Annotated in this window: 22 protein-coding genes; 11 read left to right on the forward strand and 11 right to left on the reverse strand. The window is 70.6% G+C overall.

Annotated elements, in window-relative coordinates; translation table 11 throughout:
• The first annotated feature begins 48 nt into the window (after positions 1–48).
• Both AB4Z01_RS14155 and AB4Z01_RS14160 read left to right on the forward strand, forming a co-directional pair.
• On the forward strand, positions 49–480 hold the full coding sequence (locus AB4Z01_RS14155) for a hypothetical protein (RefSeq protein WP_441694595.1): 432 nt from the start codon (positions 49–51) through the stop codon (positions 478–480).
• Between the two features lie 131 nt (positions 481–611).
• Entirely contained in the window at positions 612–794 is a 183-nt protein-coding gene (locus tag AB4Z01_RS14160) for a hypothetical protein (RefSeq protein ID WP_441694597.1), read from the forward strand.
• A gap of 8 nt (positions 795–802) precedes the next feature.
• Here the strand turns inward: AB4Z01_RS14160 and AB4Z01_RS14165 are convergent, their stop codons facing one another.
• Positions 803–1,720 (reverse strand): DMT family transporter, encoded by a 918-nt coding sequence (locus AB4Z01_RS14165; RefSeq protein WP_441694598.1) that lies wholly within the window; start codon positions 1,718–1,720, stop codon positions 803–805.
• Complete coding sequence (locus AB4Z01_RS14170; protein ID WP_441694600.1) at positions 1,717–2,481, reverse strand: class I SAM-dependent methyltransferase; 765 nt, start codon at positions 2,479–2,481, stop codon at positions 1,717–1,719. Before AB4Z01_RS14170 ends, AB4Z01_RS14165 begins: the two co-directional genes overlap by 4 nt.
• 159 nt (positions 2,482–2,640) lie before the next feature.
• Here AB4Z01_RS14170 and AB4Z01_RS14175 point away from each other — a divergent pair, with 159 nt between their 5' ends.
• From AB4Z01_RS14175 to AB4Z01_RS14195, 5 genes are all read left to right on the forward strand, one after another.
• Positions 2,641–3,501, forward strand: a complete 861-nt coding sequence (locus tag AB4Z01_RS14175) for a helix-turn-helix domain-containing protein (RefSeq protein ID WP_441694602.1) — start codon at positions 2,641–2,643, stop codon at positions 3,499–3,501.
• A 19-nt stretch (positions 3,502–3,520) separates the two neighbouring features.
• A complete protein-coding gene (locus AB4Z01_RS14180) occupies positions 3,521–4,219 on the forward strand; it encodes an AzlC family ABC transporter permease (RefSeq protein WP_441694603.1) in 699 nt (232 codons plus the stop codon).
• Complete coding sequence (locus AB4Z01_RS14185) at positions 4,216–4,518, forward strand: AzlD family protein (protein ID WP_441694605.1); 303 nt, start codon at positions 4,216–4,218, stop codon at positions 4,516–4,518. Before AB4Z01_RS14180 ends, AB4Z01_RS14185 begins: the two co-directional genes overlap by 4 nt.
• A gap of 84 nt (positions 4,519–4,602) precedes the next feature.
• A complete protein-coding gene (locus tag AB4Z01_RS14190) occupies positions 4,603–4,836 on the forward strand; it encodes a type II toxin-antitoxin system Phd/YefM family antitoxin (RefSeq protein WP_441694607.1) in 234 nt (77 codons plus the stop codon).
• Between the two features lie 3 nt (positions 4,837–4,839).
• Positions 4,840–5,259 carry a type II toxin-antitoxin system VapC family toxin gene (locus tag AB4Z01_RS14195; RefSeq protein ID WP_441694609.1) on the forward strand — a complete coding sequence of 140 codons (420 nt, stop codon included), beginning with the start codon at positions 4,840–4,842 and terminating at the stop codon, positions 5,257–5,259.
• 70 nt (positions 5,260–5,329) lie between these two features.
• On the opposite strand, the gene acs is transcribed toward AB4Z01_RS14195, so the two are convergent.
• The 5 genes from acs to AB4Z01_RS14220 all read right to left on the reverse strand — a co-directional run bounded on the left by acs (position 5,330) and on the right by AB4Z01_RS14220 (position 12,676).
• Complete coding sequence (acs, locus tag AB4Z01_RS14200; RefSeq protein WP_441694610.1) at positions 5,330–7,273, reverse strand: acetate--CoA ligase; 1,944 nt, start codon at positions 7,271–7,273, stop codon at positions 5,330–5,332.
• 134 nt (positions 7,274–7,407) lie between these two features.
• Complete coding sequence (locus tag AB4Z01_RS14205) at positions 7,408–8,664, reverse strand: LVIVD repeat-containing protein (protein WP_441694612.1); 1,257 nt, start codon at positions 8,662–8,664, stop codon at positions 7,408–7,410.
• A 50-nt stretch (positions 8,665–8,714) separates the two neighbouring features.
• Positions 8,715–9,824 (reverse strand): substrate-binding domain-containing protein, encoded by a 1,110-nt coding sequence (locus AB4Z01_RS14210; protein ID WP_441694613.1) that lies wholly within the window; start codon positions 9,822–9,824, stop codon positions 8,715–8,717.
• Position 9,825: 1 nt separating this feature from the next.
• Positions 9,826–10,929 (reverse strand): ABC transporter permease, encoded by a 1,104-nt coding sequence (locus AB4Z01_RS14215; protein WP_441694615.1) that lies wholly within the window; start codon positions 10,927–10,929, stop codon positions 9,826–9,828.
• 202 nt (positions 10,930–11,131) lie between these two features.
• Complete coding sequence (locus tag AB4Z01_RS14220) at positions 11,132–12,676, reverse strand: sugar ABC transporter ATP-binding protein (protein WP_441694617.1); 1,545 nt, start codon at positions 12,674–12,676, stop codon at positions 11,132–11,134.
• 148 nt (positions 12,677–12,824) lie between these two features.
• Here AB4Z01_RS14220 and AB4Z01_RS14225 point away from each other — a divergent pair, with 148 nt between their 5' ends.
• The 4 genes from AB4Z01_RS14225 (at position 12,825) to AB4Z01_RS14240 (ending at position 18,293) form a co-directional block, all read left to right on the forward strand.
• On the forward strand, positions 12,825–13,610 hold the full coding sequence (locus tag AB4Z01_RS14225) for a helix-turn-helix domain-containing protein (RefSeq protein WP_441694619.1): 786 nt from the start codon (positions 12,825–12,827) through the stop codon (positions 13,608–13,610).
• A 105-nt stretch (positions 13,611–13,715) separates the two neighbouring features.
• The gene (locus AB4Z01_RS14230) at positions 13,716–16,214 is read left to right on the forward strand and encodes a mechanosensitive ion channel family protein (RefSeq protein ID WP_441694620.1); all 2,499 of its coding nucleotides are present in this window, start codon (positions 13,716–13,718) and stop codon (positions 16,212–16,214) included.
• On the forward strand, positions 16,204–16,977 hold the full coding sequence (locus tag AB4Z01_RS14235; protein ID WP_441694622.1) for a class I SAM-dependent methyltransferase: 774 nt from the start codon (positions 16,204–16,206) through the stop codon (positions 16,975–16,977). The genes AB4Z01_RS14230 and AB4Z01_RS14235 overlap by 11 nt, the downstream gene beginning before the upstream one ends.
• 242 nt (positions 16,978–17,219) lie before the next feature.
• Positions 17,220–18,293 (forward strand): OmpA family protein, encoded by a 1,074-nt coding sequence (locus AB4Z01_RS14240; RefSeq protein ID WP_441694623.1) that lies wholly within the window; start codon positions 17,220–17,222, stop codon positions 18,291–18,293.
• A gap of 31 nt (positions 18,294–18,324) precedes the next feature.
• Here the strand turns inward: AB4Z01_RS14240 and AB4Z01_RS14245 are convergent, their stop codons facing one another.
• The 4 genes from AB4Z01_RS14245 to AB4Z01_RS14260 all read right to left on the reverse strand — a co-directional run.
• Positions 18,325–19,134 (reverse strand): DUF2182 domain-containing protein, encoded by an 810-nt coding sequence (locus AB4Z01_RS14245; protein ID WP_441694625.1) that lies wholly within the window; start codon positions 19,132–19,134, stop codon positions 18,325–18,327.
• A 9-nt stretch (positions 19,135–19,143) separates the two neighbouring features.
• Complete coding sequence (locus AB4Z01_RS14250) at positions 19,144–19,779, reverse strand: DUF1326 domain-containing protein (RefSeq protein WP_441694627.1); 636 nt, start codon at positions 19,777–19,779, stop codon at positions 19,144–19,146.
• A 120-nt stretch (positions 19,780–19,899) separates the two neighbouring features.
• Complete coding sequence (locus AB4Z01_RS14255; RefSeq protein WP_441694629.1) at positions 19,900–21,978, reverse strand: hypothetical protein; 2,079 nt, start codon at positions 21,976–21,978, stop codon at positions 19,900–19,902.
• 3 nt (positions 21,979–21,981) lie between these two features.
• On the reverse strand, positions 21,982–22,801 hold an 820-nt coding region (locus AB4Z01_RS14260; RefSeq protein ID WP_441694631.1), incomplete at its 5' end, for a DUF4159 domain-containing protein.

The following is a 22,801-nucleotide window of genomic DNA, read 5'->3' on the forward strand; positions in this document are numbered from 1 at the left end:
GCGGCACACCATCTCTTCGTGTAGGATGAGAGACACGCCGGCTTCGGCGTGCCGCGTTCAGCAGAGATGGTGTTCACCATGTTGAAGGTGTTCCACGTCACCCCGCGCCGTGCCGCGGTCTTCGCCGCCCTCGGGGCCGCGCTGGCCCTGCCGCTGATGGTCTCCACCCCGGCCGAGGCCTGGTGGCGCGGTGGGTGGGGCGGCGGATGGCATGGCGGCTGGCATTCCGGTGTCAGCATCGGCATCGGCCTGCCGCTCTACGCGTCGCCGCCGGTTTACTATGCCCCGCCGCCGCCGGTCTATTACGGGCCACCGCCGGTGGTCTATGAGGCCCCGCCGCCGGCCTATGGGGTCTACAGGGCTCCGCCGCCGGTCTATGACGCACCGCCGCCGCGCACGGTCTATGCTGCGCCGCCGGCCCGAGCCTGGGTGCCCGGCTTCTGGAGCCGCGGCGTCTGGATCGAGGGCCACTGGCGCTGAGTTCCGGCTTTTCCGGGCCGTCTGTGCCCTAGGTCACAGCGCCGCCCTTCCGACTTCGCCATAGTCACGCATGCGCCCCGATCGGATGGTCCGGCCGGGGCGCTGCGCTGCCTCAAGCGCGGAGTTGAGAAATGAGCATCATCGGAACGACCGGCGTCGTGCCGGACGAAACGGTGGCGCAGAGCAGCGGCTGGTGCGCTTCGAAGTCGGAGTCCCGGTCCGCCCAGATATCCTGGTCCGAGGTCGCGGTCGCCTGGGTGGCCGTACCCGTCGTGCTCAGCGCCATCACGGCGATCATCGCCTTGTTGTCTTAAGCTTGCGGTCAGCGTCGCGGCAGCGTCAGCAGCCCGACGCCGCCCAGCACCAGAAGCGCCCCCACCACCTGCAGCCCCGTCAGCCCTTCGTCCATCCCGGCCCAGGCCAGGAGGATGGTCGAGACGGGGCCGAGCGCGCCCAGCAGCGCCGCCCGGGCCGCGCCGATCCGCTTCAGCGCCTCGCTGGTCGCCCAGACCGGCAGCACCGTGCCGACCACCGCGATCCAGGCGGCGATGCCCAGCACCTTGCCGGACACCAGCAGGTGGTCGGCCGGGCGCAGCACGAAGAACTGGGCGATGCAGGCGACGCAGGCCGACATCATGGCGATGGCGGTGAAGCGGGTGCTGCCGATCCGCGGCACGGTGTTGGCGCCTCCGACCAGATAGGCGGCATAGGCCAGGGCGCTGAGCAGGATCAGCCCGGCGCCGCCCAGCCGGGCCGCGTCGAAGCTGTCGGCAGCGGCTTCCAGCACCAGGAACAGCCCGGCATAGGCCACCGCCAGGCACAGGATCTCCCGCCGCTGCGGCCTCCGGCCGAGCAGCACGGCCGACAGCGCCAGCACGAAGGTCGGGTACAGAAACAGGATAATCCGGCCCAACCCCGCCGGCACCGTGCGCAGCCCCAGGAAGTCGCAATAGCTGGCGATCCAGTAGCCCAGCATCCCGAGCGCCGCGGTGCGCAGCAGGTCGCCCGGCGCCAGCGGCCCCGCTGCGCGGCGCCGGGCCCAGGCCCACATCGCCACGAAGAAGGGCAGCGACAGGCCCATGCGCAGCGCCAGCAGCGTCTCGGCGTCGACGCCCTCGGCATAGCCCAGCCGGATCAGCACCGGCCGGGTGGAGAAGGCCAGGACCCCGAGGATCGCCAGCAGATAGCCGACCGCCTCGCCGCGCCGGCCGCTCGCGGCCTTTGCCGCCGCGGCGGTCATGATGCCAGGGCCGCGGCGAAGCGCAGCCGGACGTAGTCGGCGCTCCAAGCGMCGGACTGGTCGCGCAGGCTGGGCGCCAGCAGCGCCTCGACCTCATCCAGGATCTCGGCCCGGGCCGCACCGGCGATGCCGTCGAGCAGCGGGTTGGCGAAGGTGTCGAGCCAGCCGCGCATGCCGGTGGGCAGCGGCGTCGGCCGCGGCACCAGGCCGATGCTGTCGACCCGGAAGCCCTGCGCCTGCAGCTTCGCCGCATATTCGGCCGGGGTCGGGAAGAACCAGGGGATCCGGGCGGCGCCATCCAGGCCGCGGGCGTTCAGCGCCGCGACCAGTGCCGTCACGATCGCCGCGACATTGCCGTGGCCGCCGAACTCGCCGACGAAGCGTCCGGCCGGCTTCAGCGCCCGCCGGACGCCGGCGATCACGGCATCGGGCTGCCGCATCCAGTGCAGCGCGGCGTTGCTGAACACGGCGTCGAACTCGGGCCCGAAGGCCAGCGCCTGGCCATCGGCGATGCGCGCGTCGAGCCCCAGGGCGCGGGCGGCCGCCACCAGCTCGGCCGAGGCGTCGGCGCCGACCACCGTGGCGCCGGCCGCGACCAGCTTGGCCGTCAGGGCGCCGTCGCCGCAGCCGAGATCGAGGATGCGCTCGCCCGGCCGCGGCGCCAGCAGCTCGAGCACCGGCTGCCCCAGATCGGCGACGAAGCGCGCATTGCGGGCATAGCCCTCGGCGCTCCAGGACTGCGCTTCCGTGATCGTGCTCATGGCGGTCGTTCCCTGTGGTACCGGCAGACTATCGCGCCGGCGGGCATCCTTCGGCCAATGCCTGATCGGTGTATCGGTCGTGACGATGCAAAGCGGGGCCCGTCCCGATATGCCGATTTTCTACAAGACGCGTCCGGCCCCGGCCCTATGATCGGGCCGATGGACAACGTCACCCAGGAACAGGCGATGGCGGCCGAGCCGCTCGCGGGCAGCGAGCGGGCGCGGTTCTTCACGGCCTCGGGCTTCGACGGGCTRGAATGCCTGGAGGCGACGTTCCGCACCCATCGCTATGCCCTGCACATGCACGAGACCTACGCTGTCGGTGGCATCTTCGCCGGCTGCGAGACGTGGCTGGCCCGTGGCATCCAGCGCTATGGCGGCCCGGGCGATCTCTGCCTGGTGAATCCCGAGGACGTGCATGACGGTGAGCCCTACGGCGCCGGCTACCGCTACCGCATGACCTACCCCTCGGTCGAGCTGATGCGGCGCATGGCGTCGGAGATCGCCGGTCAGCCGGTGACCGGGACCCCGTTCTTCCCCGAGCCGGTGGTGCACGACCCCGACACCGTGGCCTTGTTCGCCGAGGCCTTCGCCGCCCAGGCCCGGGGCGACGCCCTGGCGATGGACGAGCTGCTGCTGCGCGCCTATGGCCGCTGCCTGATCCGCCACGCGGCCTTCCGCCCGGCCGAAGCGCCATCGGATTCGGGCCGGATCGCCCGGGTGACCGAGCTGATGCGCGACCGCTATGCCGAGGAGTTGTCGCTCGACGATTTCGCGGCCGCGGCCGGGCTGTCCCGCCACCACCTGATCCGCGCCTTCCGGCGCGAGCTGCGGATGACGCCGCACGCCTATCTGCTGAGCCTGCGCGTCCAGGCCGCCCGGCGCCGGCTGCGGGCGGGGGAGGCGCCGGCCGAGGTCGCGGCCGCCACCGGCTTCTACGACCAGGCCCATCTGACCCATGCCTTCAAGGCGCGGCTCGGCGTCGCCCCTGGCGCCTACCGGGCCGGCTTCCACCTCTGATCCCAGCATCGGCTTCCGCATGACCCGAGATCTCCGGCGCGATGCCCTGGACGGCATCCGCGACATCCTCCCGCCCGCCATCGCGGCGATCCCGATCGGCCTGCTCTGCGGTGCGCTTGGCGCCGCCAAGGGCCTGTCGCCGGCCGAGATGGCGCTGATGTGCGCCCTGGTCTTCGCCGGCGGCGCCCAGTTCGCGGCCATCGATCTATGGTCCTACCCGGTGCCGGTGGCGACTCTGGTGCTGTCGACCCTGCTGATCAACTCCCGCCACATCCTGATGAGTCTGTCGCTGGCCCGCCGCACCGGGCACTTCACCTGGGGCCAGCGCCTGCTCGGCTATGCCGTGCTGGCCGACGAGAACTGGGCGATGGCGGAGCGGCGGGCCGCGGGGCGGGCGCTGACTCCCGCCTATTTCCTGGGGATGGGCGGCTTCTTCTACCTGAACTGGCTGGTCTGGGGGACGCTCGGCGCCGTGGTCGGCGCGGCGATCGGCGACCCGTCCCGGATCGGCGCCGACTTCGCCTTCACCGCTTTGTTCATCGGCCTGGTCGTCGGCTTCTGGCGTGGCCATCGCAGCACGGTCACCATCGCCGCCAGCCTGGTCACCGCCGCCCTGGTCTACCACTTGGCCGGCCCGCCCTGGCATGTCGCGGCCGGCGCCTTGGCCGGCATCGCCGCCGCCTGGCTGGCCGCCGAGCCGGAGGAGGTGCCGGCATGAGGATCGATCCGGCGACCCTGGCCGCCATCCTGGGCATGGCCGCCGTCACCTACCTGACCCGGATCTCCGGCCTGTTCCTGGTTGGGCGGCTGCGGCTGCAGGGACGGCTGAAGGCGGCGTTCGACGCGGCGCCGCCGGCGGTGCTGACCGCGGTGATCGCGCCGATGGTGCTGGCCACCGGCTGGCCCGAGACCGCGGCCGCGGTGGTCACCGTCCTCGCCGCCACCCGCCTGCCGCTGCTCGCCACCATCCTGGTGGGCGTGGCGGCGGTGGTGGCGCTGCGCAGCGTGATGGGCTGAGGGGCGAGCCCTGCCATATCGTCCCTTTGACGCAGCTCGGTCTCTCCCATATTATGGCCATATGGCCATTTTAGGAGAGTCGCGATGAAGAGCGTCTCCGTCGTCGAGGCAAAATCCCGTTTCTCGAGCTTGCTGGCAGAAGTCGAGGCGGGTGAGGAGGTTGCTGTCACCCGGCACGGAAAGGTCGTGGCCCGGCTGGTTCCGGATCGGCAGCGGGTGGCGGCCGACGCCTTTCGCGATTTCTGGGCCGATGGTGATATCGACCTGCAGGCCCCGGACGATAGGCCGGCCGAAGAGGTGGCTTCGCTGGACGCCTAGGTTGTGAACGCAACCTATCTGCTCGACACCAACATCCTGATTGCCGCGCTGAAGGGGCATGTCCAGGTGCGGCAGCGGCTGGAAGCCCTTCCGTTCAACACTATCCGCCTGTCAGCCATTGTCCTGGGGGAGTTGGAATTCGGGGCGGAGAAAAGTGCGCATGGAGAGCGGAACCGTGCCCACCTCCTGGCTCTCGTTCAAAGACTGCCTCTGGTCGGCATCGACCATGACACGACACGCTGCTACGTCCGGATTCGGGCATTGCTGGAGCGGCAGGGAACACCGATCGGGGCGAATGACACGTGGATCGCCGCCCAGGCGCTTGCCGTCAATGCCGTCCTGGTGACCGACAATGAACGCGAATTCAGCCGGGTCCCGGGGTTGACGCTCGAAAACTGGTTGGCCGCTCAGCCAGGAATTTGACGATCGTTGCCGGCGCGTCAGCTTGGCTTCGGTCCCGGCCGATCGAAGTCCGACCGGCCGGGACTTGCGCCTACCCCCGGTTCATCCGGTTGTCGACCAGGTCGCTCACCACCGCCGGGTCGGCCAGGGTCGAGGTGTCGCCCAGGGCTTCGTGCTCGTTGGCGGCGATCTTGCGCAGGATGCGGCGCATGATCTTGCCCGACCGGGTCTTCGGCAGGCCCGGCGCCCATTGGATCRGGTCCGGCGTGGCGATCGGGCCGATCTGCTTGCGCACCCACTGCGCCAGTTCCTTCCGCAACTCCTCAGTCTGTGCCTCTCCGGCGATCAGGGTGACATAGGCGTAGATGCCCTGGCCCTTGATGTCGTGCGGATAGCCGACCACCGCGGCCTCGGCCACCTTCGGGTGGGCCACCAGCGCGCTCTCGACCTCGGCCGTGCCCATGCGGTGGCCGGAGACGTTCAGCACGTCGTCGACCCGGCCGGTGATCCAGTAGTAGCCGTCCGCGTCGCGGCGGCAGCCGTCGCCGGTGAAGTACAGGCCCTTGAAGGTGGCGAAGTAGGTCTGGATGAAGCGCTCATGGTCGCCGAACACGGTGCGCATCTGGCCGGGCCAGCTGTCGGCGATGCACAGGTTGCCCTCGACCGCGCCCTCCAGCGGCTTGCCGTCGCCGTCGACGATCAGCGGCTTGACCCCGAAGAAGGGCAGGGTGGCCGAGCCGGGCTTCTGGGCGATGGCGCCGGGCAGCGGCGTGATCAGGATGCCGCCGGTCTCGGTCTGCCACCAAGTGTCGACGATCGGGCAGCGGCCGTCGCCGACCACGCGGTGGTACCACAGCCAAGCCTCGGGGTTGATCGGCTCGCCGACCGAGCCGAGCAGCCGCAGCGAGGCGCGGCTGGTCTTTTTCACCGGCCCCTCGCCGTCGCGCATCAAAGCGCGGATCGCGGTCGGGGCGGTGTAGAAGATGTTGACCTTGTGCTTGTCGACCACCTGCCAGAAGCGCGAGGTGTCCGGATAGTTCGGCACGCCCTCGAACATCAGCGTGGTGGCGCCGTTCGCCAGCGGCCCGTACAGGATATAGCTGTGCCCGGTGACCCAGCCGACATCGGCGGTGCACCAGTAGATGTCCCCGTCATGGTAGTCGAAGACGTATTGGTGGGTCATCGCGGCATAGACCAGATAGCCGCCGGTGGTGTGCAGCACCCCCTTCGGCTTGCCGGTCGAGCCGGAGGTGTAGAGGATGAACAGCGGGTCTTCGGCGCCCATTTCCTCGGCCGGGCAGTCGGCGGGGACCTGGGCGGCGGCCTCGTGCAGCCAGATGTCGCGGCCCTCGGTCCAGCCGATCTTGCCGCCGGTGCGGCGGACGACGATGACGCTGTCGACCTCCGGGCAGCTCTTCAGCGCCTCGTCGGCATTGGCCTTCAGCGCCACCGCGCGGCCGCCGCGCAGCCCTTCATCGGCGGTGATCAGGACGGTCGAGCCGCAGTCGAGGATGCGATCCTTCAGGCTGTCGGGCGAGAAGCCGCCGAATACCACGGAATGGACCGCGCCGATCCGGGCGCAGGCCAGCAGGGCATAGGCCGCCTCCGGGATCATCGGCAGGTAGACCGTGACCCGGTCGCCTTTCTTGACGCCGCGCGCCTTCAGCACATTGGCCAGGCGGCATACCTGCTCGTGCAGTTCGCGATAGGTGATGTGGCGGCTGTCCTTGGGGTCGTCGCCTTCCCAGATGATCGCGGTCTGGTCGGCGCGCTTCGCCAGGTGCCGGTCGATGCAGTTAGTGGCGGCGTTCAGCGTGCCGTCCTCGAACCAGCGGATGCGGACATCGCCGGTGAAGCTGGTGTTCTTGACCTTGGTGAACGGCCGGATCCAGTCGACCCGCTTGCCGTGCTCGGCCCAGAAGCCGTCCGGATCATTGACCGAACGCTCGTACAGCTTTTCGTACTGGGCGGCATCCACCCAGGCGCGCTTTGCCCAGTCGTCGGACACGGGAAAAAGGCTGGTGTCGCTGCTCATGGGGTCTCCCCGATCGATCTTTTCTCTCCGCGCCGGCCGGGTGGGCGCACCCCGGCCGGACGATCCCGCATTCATAGCAAGACGACCCCGCCCATACCACGGCTTGATCGGGAGAGACGCGGAGAGGAGGCCGCTTAGCCGGTGTATTCCATGATCGACAGGCCGCCATTGTAGTCGTTGGCGTAGACCAGCCCCTGGGCGTCGACGAAGATGTCGCAGGACTGGATCACCCGGGCCCGGTTCGGCCGGTGGTCGACCAGCCGGTTGGGTGTGGCGGGCACCAGGGCCGCGGTCTCGACCGGGCGGAACGGGTCGCGGATGTCGTGCACCCGGATCCCGGCATTCTGCCAGGTCGAGAAGATCAGCTCGGAGCTGACGAAGCTGCCCGGCCGGTTCTCATGCACGTTGTGCGGCCCGAAATGCCCGCCCTTGGCGGCGTAATCGGCCTCGTCCGGCTGCGGGAAGGTCGAGATGCTGATCGGGTTCGACGGCTCGCGGATGTCGAACAGCCAGATGTGCTTGACCCCGTCCTCCTGGTGGTCCAGCACCGCCTCGTCCAGCACCACCAGCAGGTCGCGGTCGGGCAGCGGCAGGCAGTTGTGGGTGCCGCCGCCGAAGGGCGGGCTCCAGTTGCGGTGCACGATCAGCTTCGGGTCGGCGCGGTCGGCGAGGTCGATCATCACCAGCCCGGCGTCGCGCCAGGCGCCATAGGCGGTGTCGCCATGGATGATCGGGTGGTGCAGGCCGTAGCGGCGCTGCGCCGGCCAGTCCGGCTTCTCGCCCGCGGCCAGGTTCATGCCGGGCAGCCAGTAACGGCCGGCGGCGCGCGGCTTCGTCGGGTCGCTCATGTCGACGGTCATGAAGATGTAGTCGGTGAAGCCGTCGAGCAGCGCCGAGACATAGGCCCAGCGGCCGCCGGTGTACCAGATCCGGTGCACGCCGCCGCCCTCGACCGGCATGAAGCCGATCTGCCGCGGCTCCGCCGGCTTGGAGATGTCGTAGACGGCCATCCCGGCGGTCCAGTTGCGCTCGGCCGGCTGCGTCGTCGCCGCGGTGCCGACCTTCTCGCCCAGCGCGCCCTTGTAATAGGCGCGCTCGTCCTGGAACTCCGCTGCCGCGAACATGTCCTTGGCGTTGATCACCAGCAGCAGGTCGTCATGGGTCTGCAGGTGGATGTTCCAGGTGCCGGGCGGCGCCGGCACATAGGCCACGGGTTTGGGGGCGCGCGGGTCGCGCACGTCGATGACGCTGAACCCCTTGGAGAACATGTGCCCGGTATAGGCGTGGCCGCGATGGATCATCAGCTGCACGCCGTCCGGCCGGCCGCCCTGGTCGCTGTGGCCGATCAGCTTAAGATTCCGGGCATGGTCGGGGGTCGGGAGGTCGCTCATTGGCTCTGCCCTGGTTGCGGAGGGAAGGGGCCGCCGCAGCGGCCCCGGGATCAGTTGACGCCCCAGATCTTCTTGTAGGCGTCGCGGTAGCCGTTCTCCGGGTCGTAGACATTGTCCGGCCCGCCATCGGCCTTGATGTTGGCCGGGGTGAACAGATGCGCGGGCGCGACATAGCCGCTGGCCTTCTCGCCGGCGAAGGCGCGGTTCAGCTCGTCGACCAGCTGCCAGCCATGCAGGCGCAGCGGCTCGGCCACGGTGCCGACCTGGTACTGGTTGCCGCGGATGCGCTGGAACGCGACCTCGCTGCCGTCGCCGGCCGAGACGTTGTGCGGCATGCCGTCGCCGCCGATGCCGGCCGAGGCCAGCGACGGCGCCATGAAGTCGAAATACAGGTCGTTGATGCCCAGCGCGTAGGTCCATTCGTCGCCGAAGCGCTRCAGCAGCGCCGTGGTCAGCGGCCCCATCCGGGTGCCGGTGTCGCTCAGCGGCGTGTCCTCGACCGACAGCACCTTGCAGCCGGGGCAGCCGCGGATCACCTCGGCCATGGCGTCCGACTTGGCGATGGCGATGCGGTAGACCGAGTCGGTGAAGATGACGACGCCGGCCTTGCCGTCGGAATCGGCGATGGCGTAGGAGGCGGCGGCGCGCGCCACCTCCAGCGGGTCGGTGGTGATGTTGGTGAACACCGGCAGCGTGTCGCTCGGCCCCGGCTTGGCGAAGGAATGCCAGCCGACGATGACGATCTTCTGCTTCGCCGCATCCTCGATCGGCGCCGCCTGCTCGGCGGCGTCCAGCGCGCCCAGCACGATCGCGTCCGGCTTCAGCGCGATCGCCTGGTTCATCGCGGCGGACCGGCCGGAGACGGTGCCCTGGCCGTCGATCACGCGGAAGTCCCAGCCGGCCAGCTTCGCCGCCTCGTCCATGCCCTCGGCGACGCCGCGCGCCCCGCCGTTGCGCTGGTCGGCCGAGACATAGACCACGGTCTTGCCGGATTGCAGCTTCGGCCCGGTGGACGGCCCGTCCCAGGGCGGGTTGGGCTTGGTCACCTTCTCGACCACCGCCTTGGCCGCGGCCACGGCGTCCTGCGCCACCGCCGGAAGTGGGGCCGCCATCAGGGCCGTCAGCAGAAGGGCCGATGCCAGTACCGAACGCCGTATCATCTCAGATCCTCCCTGGTTCGTTTGGTTGTCCGGCCGCCGTCGCGGCGCCGGTTGTGGTGTTCGCGTCGGCACCTTCGGGACGCCGGCGACGGGCCAGGCCGCGCTTGCGCTGGGCGTATCCGGCCAAGCCGATCGCCAGCAGCAGGGTCAGGCCGTTGAACAGCGGCTCGACATAGAAGGCGCCGCCCAGCTGCTGGATGCCGGAGATGCCGACGGCCAGGATGGCGACGCCGATCAGCGTGCCCCAGACATTGACCCGGCCGGGCTTGATCGTGGTCGAGCCGAGGAAGGCGCCGACCAGGGCGGGCAGCAGGAACTCCAGCCCGACGCTGGCCTGGCCGATCCTGAGCTTCGCCGCCAGCACGATGCCGGCGAGGGCACCGAGCAGGCCGGAGGCGACGAAGGCGCCGATGACGTAGCGCCGGGTCGGGATGCCGTTCAGCTCCGCCGCCCGCGGGTTGGCGCCGATGGCGTAAAGGCAGCGGCCGATCGGCAGGAACTCGGCCGCGATCCACAGCATCAGCCCGATCGCCAGGACGTAGAAGGCGGCGATCGGGATGCCGAAGACCTGCAGCGTGTACAGCGCCAGGAAGCCGTTCGGCAGCACGCCGATGACCTGGCGGCCCTCGGTGTACCAGAGCGCGATGGCGTACAGCACGGTGCCGGTGCCGAGCGTGGCGATGAAGCTGTCGATCCGCGCCACCTCGACCAGCAGGCCGTTGATCGCGCCGAGGACGCAGCCGAGCAGCAGCACGACCACCACGGCCACGCCCCAGGGGAGGCCGAGCTGGGTCTGCAGCGCGATCGCCACGATGTGCCACAGCACGATGCCGTAGCCGACGGTCAGGTCGATCCGCCCCGCCATCATCGGGATCATCGCCGCCAGCGACAGCAGCGCGATCACCGACTTGTCGCCCAGGATCGAGCGCAGGTTCAGCATGGTCGGGAAGGTGCGTGGCAGCAGCAGCGAGAACAGCAGGATCAGGACGACGGTCAGGATAGGCAGGCCGTAGACCGGCAGCAGCCGGGCGACCCGCTGCGCCGGGTTGAGCGCGGCGAGCTCCAGCCGCGTCGGCTCCAGGGCGTTCGACTTGATCGACTGCATGCGGGGTCGGCCCTTCCTTACCTGTCAGCAAGCTGTGTCGCGTTGCCTCTCCCGCCTGGCGGGAGAGGTCGGGCGTCCGCAGGACGACCGGGTGAGGGTTGGTCCGGGCCTCGACGAAGGGCCCTCACCCGGAGCCGCTTCGCGTCTCCGACCTCTCCCGTAAACGGGAGAGGCAACTCGTTGATTCGGGACGGAGCCGGCCTCACTGCACCGACTCCCGGGCATCGGGGGCCAGCGAGACGGCGTGGACCAGGCGCTCGACCGACAGCCCGGCCTCGTCGATCTCGGCGACGATGCGGCCGTCGCGGAAGACCACGGCGCGGTGGCAGATCTGGGCGACCTCCTCGACATCGGTCGAGACCAGCACCACGGCCAGGCCGCGCTGCACCGCGTCGGCCAGCAGTCGGTAGATCTCGGCCTTGGCGCCGACATCGACGCCGGCGGTCGGGTCCTCCAGCACCAGCACCCGGCCGCCGATGCGCAGCCAGCGGGCCAGCACCACCTTCTGCTGGTTGCCGCCGGACAGGGTCTCGACCGGTGCCGCGGGGTCGTTCGGCCGCAGCCCGACCCGGCCGCCCAGCAGCGCGGTCTCGGCGGCCTCGTCGGCGGCGCCGCGCCAGGCCAGCGGGCCACGGCCGCAGGCGCTGGGGTTGAGGAACATGTTCTCGCGCACGCTCAGGCCCGCGGCCACCGAATCGGCGTTGCGGTCGGCGGCGACGAAGCCGATGCCGGCGCCGATCGCCCGCGGCGGCGAGGCCAGGTCGCAGGGCGCGCCGTCCAGCCGGACCGTCCCGGCCTCCAGCGGCAGCAGGCCGAACAAGGCGCGGCCGACCAGCTCCTGCCCGGCGCCGCGCAGCCCGACCAGGCCGACGATCTCGCCGCCCGACACGGCCAGGTCGACCGGGCCGACATCGCCGATCACGGCGCCCTCAAGCCGCAGCAGGGCGTCGCCGCCGCGCCGCGGCGGGCGCACGAACAGCGACTCCGGCGGCCGGCCGATGATCAGCCGCACCAGCGCCTCGGGCTCGGTCGCCCTGGTCTCCTGCACCGCCACCAGCCGGCCGTCGCGCAGCACCGCCAGCCGGTCGGCGATGGCATAGACCTCGTCCAGCCGGTGCGAGACGTAGATCATCGACACGCCGCGCGACTTCAGCCCGCGCAGCACCCGGAACAGCCCTTCGACCTCCGCTTGCGGCAGGCTGGCGGTCGGTTCGTCCAGCACCAGGATGTCGGGGCGGGCGCCCAGCGCCCGGGCGATCGCCACCAGCGACTTCTCGGTCCGGGTCAGGGTCTGCACCCGCCGGCCCGGGTCGATGCCCTCGGCCACCAGGGCCAGCGAGGCGCGGGCCGTGGCCTCGACCCGGCGCCAGTCGATCAGGCCCAGCCGCCGCGGGAAGCCCTGGGCGAAGGCGATGTTCTCCGCCACCGTCATCCAGTCGATCAGGCCGAGATCCTGGTGGATGAAGGCGATCCGGCCGCGGCCGGATCTCGGGTCGTAGGCCGTGCCGTTCAGCCGGATCTCGCCGGAATCGGGGGCGTGCACGCCGGCCAGCATCTTGATCAGGGTGGATTTGCCGGCGCCGTTCTGGCCCAGCAGCGCCAGGATCTCGCCCGGGCGCAGCGCCAGGTCCAGCCCGTCGACCGCCAGCGTGCCGCCGAAGCGCTTGGCCAGGCCGCGGAACTCCAGGACCGGCACCGCCGACGCGGCAGGCAGGCCCGGCTCGGCCGGCGCCGAACGCAGCTCCATGCGCTTCCTCCTGCACCCCGCCTCGGCTCGGGCCGGGCGGATTGTTGCAGCGAGTGTGTCAGAAAGATCGGATGAGCGTCTTCCGGAAATCGCCCATAATCTTACGCGAAGGGGCCAATCGAGCGCCCCGGCGAGCGGGAGGAGCCCCATGTCGCCATTCGTCAGCACCTCGACCTGCCCCGAGCACGCCGAACTGTCGCGCTGCGGCCGGCTGGTCGAGCGGTCGGCCGGGGACGCGAAGCACAAGGTGGTGCATGTCCGCGCCGGCCGGCTGGAGCTGGAAGGGCCGCGCGGCGTTTGGGCGATCCTGCCGACCCATATGGTGTTCATCCCGGCCGGGCGGCCCTATGAGATCCGCACCGATGACGGCACCGAGCTGACGGTGGTGCATCTCGACGCGCCGATGACGCCGTGGCACCACGATGGCTGCTGGGCCGCCGGCACCAGCCCGCTGGCGCGCGAGATGGTCGACTACGCCCTGCGCTGGCCGCGCGAGCGCGAGCGCGACGACCCGGTCGCCGGCTCGTTCTTCCGCACCTTCGGGCTGCTCTGCGCCGACTGGTTCAGCCGGCAGCGCATTCTGTGGCTGCCGACCGGCCAGTCGCCGGGCATCCGGGCTGCGATCCGCCATGTCATCGCGCATGTCGACGACGGCTCGCTGGAGGGTGCGGCCAGCGCGGCCAAGCTGTCGCCGCGGACGCTGCGCCGGCACTTCCGCGAGGACACCGGCATGACCTGGCGCCAGTTCGTGCGCGAGGCGCGGATGATGCAGGCGATGGAGATGCTGGCCTCGGGCCGGCACCGGATCAGCGACGTCGCCATGGCGGTCGGCTTCAGCAGCTTCGGCGCCTTCACCCAGGCCTTCAGCGCCTGCGTCGGCCGCACCCCGAGCGACTTCGCCCGCAGCCAGCGCGGCGGCCCCGTTTCCGCCTGAGCGGCGCATTGCTGCTGCGACGACAGGCGGCCTCGCCTTCTTATCGCCGCTTTGGCATGCAGGGTGGTGCCTCTCCCCATCCATTTTGGTGCCATCCGGCCGACCATGACCTTTCGCGCCCTGTTCCTCCGCCTGCTGCTGCTGTTCGCCGTCGTCTGCGCCGCCCTGCCGGCGGCGACCCAGACCAATCCGGATTTCGACAGGCAGAGCACGGGGTGGCAGAGCACGCTGAGACAGCTCTACGTCCAGCTCTCGGCTCAGAATCTGTCCGAGGACGGCTACAATGGGCTGCGCACCCAACTGGCCGCCGTGGTCGACCAGACCCAGGCCGCGGCGGATGCCGCGAACGATGCTCTCGGCAAGATCAAGCAGGTTAATGACGCCCTGGGCCCACCGCCGGCCGAAGGCGCGCCGCCCGAATCGGCCGATGTGGCGAAGCAGCGGCAGCAGCTGGCGGATGCCCTCGCCAAGTATGACGGCCAGGTGCGGCAGGCCGAGGCGATCAAGACCCAGGCCCAGCTGCTGCAGCAGACCGCCGATGCGGCGCGCGTCGACCAGTTCCGGCGCGACCTGCTGACGGTGGCGCCGGCGACCTTCGACCCGCAGACCTGGCTGCCGATCCCGGACCAGGCCGGCTATCTGGCGACGCGGCTGCTGCTGCCGTTCCAGGATCAGCTCGGCCCCGGCTGGAACGGGGTGGGCGAGATCGCGCGCCGCATCCTGTTCGCGGCCATCGTCCTCGGCATCGGCTGGCTGGCGCGGCGCTGGCTGCTGCTGCGGTTCGGCCGGCGCCCGGCCGAGAGCGTGCCGACCCTGCGGCGCCGGGTGGCCGCGGCGCTGGTGCACACCGTCGCCCATGGCGTGCTGCCGGCGATGGTGACGCTGGCGGTGGCGGTGATCTGCGCCGGCTGGCTCGGCGACCGGCCCGCCAGCTATGTCGCGATGATCGCCCTCGGGGTCGTGGCCTGGGGCATCGTCGCCTATTTCGTCGCCTCGGCCGCGATCTCGGCCACGCTGACGCCCGACGACCCGCCCTGGCGCCTGATCGACCTGACCGATGCCTCGGCCCGCACGCTCTGCCGCAGGCTGCGGGCGGCGGCGGTGATCTGGACCGTCGCCGGGGTGACGCTGGCCATCGCCGATGGCCGCATCCTGATGCAGGGCGAGCTTCGGTCCCTGCTGGTTGCGGCGGCGCTGGCGGCGGGCGCGCTGGCGCTCCTGTCCCTGCTGCCGGGATCGCTGTGGGGCTATCGCGCCGACCTCCAGGCCCTGCCGGAGGGCGAGCCGGCCGACGACCAGCGCGCCGCCGCCAGGCCGTCCGGGCGCTGGCCACGCGCCCGCCTGCTGGCCGCCGTGCTGACCGTGGTCGTGCTGGTGGCCGGGGTGATCGGCTATCAGAAGCTGGCGCTGTACATCACCTATCTGCTGGCGGCCGCGATCGGCATCGGCGCCGCCGTCCTGGTCCTGCGCAGCGTGGTGCAGGAAGCCATCGGCCGGTTCATGACCCAGCCGGTCGGCCGGATGGCCCGGATCCGCCATTCGCTGTTCCCGAACGACCGCGGCCTGTGGGTGTTCGAGACCGGCGCCGCCCTGTGCACCGATATCGTCCTCGGCCTGGCCGCGCTGGTGGCGCTGGCCCCGGTGCTCGGGCTCAGCGGCACCGACCTCGCCGCGATCGGCTCGGCGGTGCTGGACGGGGCGACGATCGGCGGCGTCCGCATCGCCCCGCTCAACATCCTCGGCGCCGTCGCCGCCTTCACCGTCGGGATCCTCGCCACCCGCTTCCTGCAGCGCCGGCTCGACGCCCGCTTCATCGAAAAGCTGCAGATCGACCGCGGCCTGAAGAACTCGATCCGCACCGGCATCGGCTATCTCGGCGGGTTGATCGTCGCCATCTTCGCCGTCGGCCTGCTCGGGCTCGATCTGTCGAACCTCGCCCTGATCGCCTCCGCCCTGTCGGTCGGCATCGGCTTCGGCCTGCAGAACATCGTCCAGAATTTCGTCGCCGGCCTGATCCTGCTGGTCGAGCGGCCGGTGAAGGTCGGCGACTGGGTGGTGGTCGGCGGGGCCGAGGGCGTGGTCCGCCGGATCAGCGTCCGCGCCACCGAGATCCAGACCTTCCAGCGCTCCTCGGTGATCGTGCCGAACGGCAACCTGATCTCGTCCCAGGTCGTCAACTGGACCCACAAGGACAGGAACGGCCGGATCGACATCCCGGTCTCGATCGCCGCCTCGGCCGATGTCGAGAAGGCGCGCGAGATCCTGCTGGCGCTGGCCAAGGAGGACAAGCGCGTCGGCGCCTTCCCGGCGCCGGTGGTGGCGTTCAAGAGCTTCGGCCCCGCCACGCTCGACCTCGAGCTGCGCTGCCACATCTCCGATGTCGACAACTTCGCCGGCGTCGGCACCGATCTGCGCTTCGCCATCTGGAAGGCGTTCCGCGAGGGCGGCCTGGCCTTCCAGCCGATCGCGGCCGACATCTCGCTGCCCCAGGCGGTGCAGGTGCTGGCGACGGCGGTGCGCGAGCGTGACGGCGCCCGGACCGGCACGGCGCTCGACGATGCTCCCGAGTCCGGGAAGGCCCGGGAATCCTCGCATGCTGCATGACCTCGGCCGGGTCGTCGGTGCCATCGCCCGCGACCGGCTGGACGAGGCTGCGGTGTACCGGCGCGAGCGGCTCTACGCCCGGCCGCGGGCGCCGGCCGGGCCGCCGGGCGTGCTGGAATGCCCGATCTGCGGCACCCGGGCGCGCCGCTTCCTGACCTTCGGGCTGGAGGGGCGGCGCAACGCCATGTGCCCGGGCTGCGGCAGCGTCGAGCGGCACCGCTTCCTCTGGCTGTACCTGACCGCCCGGACCGACCTTCTGACCGGCCGGCACCGGGTGCTGCACGCCGCGCCCGAGCCGTGGCTGGAGGCGCGGCTGCGCGGGCTGCCGAACCTGCGCTACCGCTCGGTCGACCGGTTCAGCCCCTTCGCCGACATCCAGGCCGACCTGACGGCGCTGCCCTTCGCCGACGCCGCCTTCGACGTGGTCATCGCCAACCATGTGCTGGAGCACATCCCCGACGACGGCGCGGCGATCGCCGAGCTGGCGCGGGTGCTGCGCCCCGGCGGCCGCGCCATCCTGATGGTGCCGTTCGACCCGGAGGGTCCGACGCAGGAGGGGGCCGGCATCGCCGACCCGGCGGAGCGGATGCGCCGCTTCGGCCACCCCTACCACTACCGCATCAACGGCCGCGACTTCCCCGGCCGGCTGGACGCGGCCGGGCTGGCGCCGATCGCGATCGACAGCCGGGCCCTGCTGCGGCCGCATCTGCGCCGCCGCTTCCGCGTGAACCGCAACCACCTGTTCGACTGCCACCGACGGTGAATGCTGGGGCTGTCCAGGGTTTGGTGCTGTTCTAATAATATTTGATTAAAGATCGATCTTTTGAAGCGCGTGAAACCTGTGATCGAATCAAGGATTCGTCAAAGCTTCGATTCAGATTCATGGTTTTCGGGTTGATCGTCCGCTGAAGTCTCCGTATTGATGCGAAAGGGGGCGGATGAAACCCTGCATCACTATGCCGGGAGCGGGCGCCCTGGTTTGAACTCTGACCAGGATGGCGGCAGATGAAGATTCTGACGGTGTGTGCGGCGGGAGCCGTTGCCCTGTTGCTGGCCACGCCCGGCATGGCCCAGCAGGCGACCGGCCTCTATCTGGGCGCCGGCGCCGGCGTGAACATCCGGCAGGACCAGAAGTGGAATTTCAACGATCCGCGGACGGACGGTCACGCCGACGTCTCCTTCGACGCGGCGCCGGCCGGCAACATCTATGCCGGTTATGATTTCGGTTCGATCCGGGCGGATATCGAAGGCAGTTTCCGTCGGAACGACGTCGGAACCACCAAGCTCAGCTACGATTCCTTCCGGCTCAACCGGTTCATCACGGTTCCCGCCGCCAATGACGTCAGGGTCGACGTCAAGGGCCACGAGCAGACCGTCGGCCTGATGGCCAATGTTTATTACGATTTCGAATTCGGCTCGCCCTTCGTGCCCTATGTCGGCGGCGGTGTCGGCGTCGGCTTCAACACCTGGAAGGTCAAGGCCAAGGACTTCGATATCGACTTCGACTACAGCTCGCCGCTCTTTGCCTATCAGGGCATCGCCGGCGTGTCCTACTACATCACGCCGAATCTGGCCGCGAATGTGGAGTATCGCTATTTCGGCGAGTCCGATGCCGAATTCACCTCGGGCAGCACCAGAATCAAGCTCGACGCTCCGGCGAACCACACCGTCCTGGCCGGCATCAAATACGTCTTCGACTTCGGGGCCCCCGCGGCCGAGCCGGTGGCGGAGACACCGGTCGACACCGGCCAGCGCAGCTATCTGGTGTTCTTCGACTTCGACAGCTCGCGCCTGACGCCGGAGGCACGGTCGATCGTCGCCTCCGCCGCCACCGACGCGCTGCGCGGCCAGTCGACCCGGATCGACGTCACCGGCCACACCGACCGCTCCGGCACCGATTCCTACAACCAGGCGCTGTCGGTGCGCCGGGGCGAGGCGGTGCGCCGCGAGCTGGTCACGGACGGCGTCGCCGACAACCTGATCATCGTCCGCGGCGTCGGCGAATCCGACCCGCTGGTGCCGACCGCCGACGGCGTGCGCGAGCCGCAGAACCGCCGGGTCGAGATCGTCATGAACTGACGCGGAAAGGCGTGGGCCGGGCGACCCCGGCCTACGCCGCCGCGACCAGCGTCCAGACGCCCCAGGCGATCAGGCCGGCGCCGGCGGCGCGGCTGAGCCAGTGGCCGCCGGGGATCGTCTTCTCCAGCAGCACGAACAGCGCGATCGCGCCGACCCAGGCGAGGTTCATCACCCCGCCGACGAACAGCAGCAGCATCAGCGCCCAGCAGCAGCCGAGGCAGAACAGGCCGTGGCGCAGGCCGAGGCCGAACGGTCCCGACCGGCGGTGCCGGGTCAGGAACTCGACCGGCGACCGGCAGCGCACCAGGCAGCCCTGCTTCAGCGGGGTGAGCTGGTAGAGGCCGGCGATCACCAGGGCGCCGCCGGCCAGAACCGTGCTGGCGGTCGCCATCGCCGGGGACAGCAGGGCCAGGGCATCGAGCTGCCATTGCAGGGCGGCGGCCAGGATGCTGAAGCCGGTCCAGACCGCGAGATAGCCGAGCGCGAACAGCAGGGTCGCGTGATGCGGGGCCGCCTGGCGGCGATGGCGCTGCAGCGCGGCATAGGTCAGCACCATCGGCGCGGCCCCGGGCAGCATCATCGCCACCATCATCACCGCCCACATCGCCGTCATCAGGGCGAAGGTGGCGCCTGTCCAGGGCATCGGCATCGCCGGGTCCATCGCCATGCCGGGCATGTCCATGCCAGGCATGTCCATCCCCGGCATCTCCGCGGCGGGCATCTCGATGCCGAGCCCGATATAGGCCCAGGCCGCGATGCAGACGCAGGCGAGGGCGACCAGCGTCACCAGCCGGTCGCGGCGAAGCACCGCCTCGATCGCGGAAGGGGCGCCCGCAGCCATCGCCGCCGGCTACGCCACGATGCCGGCGTTGTTGAGATGGATGTGCGCGAACTGGGCATAGGTACCCGCCAGGTCCAGCTCGATCCCGCCTCTGGCCTTGGTCGTGCCGCTGCCGATCTCGGCCAGGCGGTATTCGAAGCCGTTGGGCAGGTCGATGCGGACGCGGTGCTCGGCGCCGGTCACCGGGTTGCGGATCGGCTCGCCCGTCACTTCGACCACGCCCGGCACGACGAAGCGCCCGTGGCGCCGATCGACGTCGATCTCGATCTCGATCGGCTCGAACAGGGGCTCGAGCCGGTTCGGCGACATGGCGGCGAACACCCACCACATCGTCGCCATGTCCTCGGTTTCCTGGCCGGTCATGATCTGGAGCAGCGCGTCGCGCTGGGCGGCGTTCGCCCGTTCGTCGATGATCAGCTGCATGATGCCGTTGCCGAGATGCACCGGTCCCGGCCAGCGATACAGCCCGACGGCCCGCAGCCCGTCCAGGCTGACCTCGCCGAAATGCCCGCTCTCGATCAGGAAGCCGACCGCGGCGCGGCAATGGCCATGGGTCGGCAGGTCGTTGAACTGGCAGGGACAGCCATAGGAGCAGTTGCAATTGGCGAGCTCCGTCGCCTTCAATTCCCACTTCACCATCGACATCGCCTGGGCCTCCCCGAAAGTCTCGCTGGGCAGACGCAACAATCGAACAGAATATAAAAAGCCATTAAAATAATACGCTTGTTGCTGGGCGGCGGCAATGGTGCCATCAGGGCGAGGTCTCTACCGTCCCTCGCGTCTCCAGGCCGCCATCAGCCCGCCGAGGCCGAGGAACAGGGCGATCAGCGGCGGCAGCAGCGGCGTCTCGGTCATGCCGGTGACGGTGTAGTCGCCATTGCCGCGCAGCCCGAACCAGCCGGCGCCGGCCGCCGCCCGGTCCGGCCGGGTGCGGCGCAGGGTCGGCACCCCGTCGGTCACCAGCCAGGCGACGCCGCCGCCGCTGGCCCGGGTCACCGGTGCCAGCTTGTCGGTCACCGCCCGCATGTCGCTCAGCTCCGGCGGGTTCAGAGTGCCGACCACGGCCAGCGCGGTCTTGTCGCCGTCGCTGACCCGGTAGATGCCCGGCCCCTGGGCGTTGACCCGGCCGGCATAGAGGCCGGGAGTGGTCTCGCCCAGCGTCACGCTCTGGGTCTTGCCGTCCGGGTCGGTCACGGTGATCGGCGGGTTGCTCTGGTCCAGGTTGCGGCGGCGGATCTCGATGCGCTGCCCGGCCGCCTCGGCGCGCAGCACGTTCTCCTCGAGCTCCGGCTCGCGCATCAGCCAATGGGCGAGGCGGCGCAGCAGCTCCGCCTGCGGGCCGCCGCCCTCGAAGCCGCGGCTCCACAGCCAGATCTGGTCCGACGCCATCTGCGCCACCCGGCCCTCGCCGACCCGGTTGAGGATCAGCAGCGGCCGGCCGCCGACCCCGGTCATCACCACATTGCCGCCATGCGGCACCACGTCGATCTGGCGGAACCAGCGGCCCCAGCTCGGGCCTCCGCCCGGTCCGCCGGTCGACCCGTCCAGCGTCGCCGTCACCGGGTGGCGCTGGCCCAGCTCGGTGACGGTGGGGCGGAAGCCCTGCTCCAGCACCTCGCCGGTCGGCTCGGCCGGCAGGATGTTGCCGATCGGGGTGCGGTACAGGCTCAGCGGCTCGGCGAAGGCCTCGCCTGAGACCTCAAGGAAGGCGCCGCCCTCCTCGACGTAGCGGGCGATGTTGCCGAGATAGAGGTTGGGCAGCACCCCCATCCGCCGGTAGCGGTCGAAGATGATGAGGTCGAAGTCCTTGAGATTGGTCTCGAACAGCTCGCGGATCGGGAAGGAGATCAGCGACAGCTCGTTGATCGGCGTGCCGTCCTGCTTCTCCGGCGGCCGCAGGATGGTGAAGTGGACCAGGTCGACCGAGGGGTCGGATTTCAGGATGTTGCGCCAGGTGCGCTCGCCCGGATGCGGCTCGCCCGACACCAGCAGCACGCGCAGCCGGTCGCGCACGCCGTTGACGACGATGGCGGCGCGGTTGTTGGCCTGGCTCAGCTCGCCCGGCAGGCCCTCGACCGCGAATTCGAACACGGTCGGGCCGCCATGGTCGAGGCGGAAGCTGACCTGGGTGTCGCGCCCGACCGGCAGTTGCAGTGCCTCCGGCGCGCCGGCGTCCTTGGTCGCGGTGACGGTGGCGACGGCGCCGGGCTCGGCGTTCGGCAGGTCGTCGACCCGCAGGGTCACGGTCACGTCCTGGCCGACCAGGCCGAAGCTCGGCGCCTGGGCCACGACGATGCGGCGGTCGAACTCGTCCGGCCGGCCGGTCAGCAGCGTGTGGACCGGCCCGAAGGAGCTGCGCACCGCCGGGTCGGTCGGCACGTCATGCACCTGGCCATCGGTGACCAGGATGGCGCCGGCCAGCCGCCGCCGCGGCACATCGGCCGTGGCCGCGCCCAGCGCCTCGAACAGATGGGTCTCGTCCAGCGGCGCGCTGGCGCCCTCGCCGACGGTGACGAATCGGGTCTCGAGATCCGGGAAGGCGGCCAGCTTGGTGCGCAGGTCGGCCAGGGCGGAGTCGATCCGGGCCGGGCGGTCCTCGATCTGGTCGGAGGGCGAGCGGTCGACCACCACCACGGCGACGTCGCGGATCGGGTCGCGCTTCTCCTCCACCAGCGACGGGTTCAAGAGGGCTGCGGCCAGGGCGAGGAAGGCGAGGGTGCGCCAGCCCAGCCCCGGGGCGCGGCGCCAGGCGCCGACCAGCAGGGCCAGCACGGCCAGGCCGAACAGCGGCCCCAGGACGGTCCAGGGGAGAAGAGGGGCGAGGGCGACCGAGGCGGCGTCCATGCTCTACTGCCCCAGCCGTTCCAGGATCGCCGGCACATGCACCTGGTCCGACTTGTAGTTGCCGGTCAGGGCGTACATCACCAGGTTGACGCCGAAGCGGTAGGCCATCTCGCGCTGGCGTTCGCCGCCGGGCACCACCGGCAGCATCGGCGCGCCGCCGGGCCCGGTGGCCCAGGCCCCGGCCCAGTCATTGGCGCCGATGATGATGGTCGAGACGCCGTCATTGACCGTGGCGTCCGCGGTCTCGACCCACAGGTCGCCGCCGGTGTAGCGGCCGGGGAAATCCTGCATCAGGTAGAAGGCGCGGGTCAGGATATGGTCCGGCGGCGCCGGCGTCAGCGGCGGCACGTCCAGGCCCTGGGTCAGCTCGCGCAGCTTCTCGGCGCCGGGCCCGGCCAGCGCCCCGCCGCTGCTGCCCGTCGCCTGGTCGCGGGTGTCGAAGAAGATGGTGCCGCCGGTGCGCAGGAAGGCGTTCAGCTTGCCGATCGCGGCGTCGGACAGGGCCGGCTGCTCCGGCGTCATCGGCCAGTACAGCAGGGGGAAGAAGGCCAGCTCGTCGCTCTCGACATTGATGCCGACGGCGCCCTCGGCATTGACCGAGGTGCGGTCGCGCAGCACCTGGGCCAGGCCTTCCAGCCCGGCCTGGCTGACCGCGTCGACCTCCTGCGACCCGGTCTCGACATAGGCGAGGCGGACATGGTTGGCCATGGCGATGATGCGGCTGTCGTCCTGCGCGCGGGCCGGGGCGGGCGCCAGCAGCGACGCGGCGACGGCGCCGGCCAGCAGCAGCGACGCCGTGGCGGTGCGCCGCGGCGGGGTCAGC

Source organism: Inquilinus sp. YAF38, from assembly GCF_052113205.1.
Classification (GTDB): Bacteria; Pseudomonadota; Alphaproteobacteria; order DSM-16000; family Inquilinaceae; genus Inquilinus.

Bases quoted from the DNA above. Each gene is read 5' to 3' on its own strand.
- AB4Z01_RS14230 (WP_441694620.1), top strand. From the start codon at position 13,716: ATGACCTTTCGCGCCCTGTTCCTCCGCCTGCTGCTGCTGTTCGCCGTC.
- AB4Z01_RS14160 (WP_441694597.1), top strand. From the start codon at position 612: ATGAGCATCATCGGAACGACCGGCGTCGTGCCGGACGAAACGGTGGCG.
- AB4Z01_RS14205 (WP_441694612.1), bottom strand. From the start codon at position 8,664: ATGAGCGACCTCCCGACCCCCGACCATGCCCGGAATCTTAAGCTGATC.
- AB4Z01_RS14255 (WP_441694629.1), bottom strand. From the start codon at position 21,978: ATGGACGCCGCCTCGGTCGCCCTCGCCCCTCTTCTCCCCTGGACCGTC.
- AB4Z01_RS14220 (WP_441694617.1), bottom strand. From the start codon at position 12,676: ATGGAGCTGCGTTCGGCGCCGGCCGAGCCGGGCCTGCCTGCCGCGTCG.
- AB4Z01_RS14225 (WP_441694619.1), top strand. From the start codon at position 12,825: ATGTCGCCATTCGTCAGCACCTCGACCTGCCCCGAGCACGCCGAACTG.
- AB4Z01_RS14180 (WP_441694603.1), top strand. From the start codon at position 3,521: ATGACCCGAGATCTCCGGCGCGATGCCCTGGACGGCATCCGCGACATC.
- AB4Z01_RS14235 (WP_441694622.1), top strand. From the start codon at position 16,204: ATGCTGCATGACCTCGGCCGGGTCGTCGGTGCCATCGCCCGCGACCGG.
- AB4Z01_RS14245 (WP_441694625.1), bottom strand. From the start codon at position 19,134: ATGGCTGCGGGCGCCCCTTCCGCGATCGAGGCGGTGCTTCGCCGCGAC.
- AB4Z01_RS14215 (WP_441694615.1), bottom strand. From the start codon at position 10,929: ATGCAGTCGATCAAGTCGAACGCCCTGGAGCCGACGCGGCTGGAGCTC.
- AB4Z01_RS14240 (WP_441694623.1), top strand. From the start codon at position 17,220: ATGAAGATTCTGACGGTGTGTGCGGCGGGAGCCGTTGCCCTGTTGCTG.
- AB4Z01_RS14190 (WP_441694607.1), top strand. From the start codon at position 4,603: ATGAAGAGCGTCTCCGTCGTCGAGGCAAAATCCCGTTTCTCGAGCTTG.
- AB4Z01_RS14185 (WP_441694605.1), top strand. From the start codon at position 4,216: ATGAGGATCGATCCGGCGACCCTGGCCGCCATCCTGGGCATGGCCGCC.
- AB4Z01_RS14250 (WP_441694627.1), bottom strand. From the start codon at position 19,779: ATGTCGATGGTGAAGTGGGAATTGAAGGCGACGGAGCTCGCCAATTGC.
- AB4Z01_RS14165 (WP_441694598.1), bottom strand. From the start codon at position 1,720: ATGACCGCCGCGGCGGCAAAGGCCGCGAGCGGCCGGCGCGGCGAGGCG.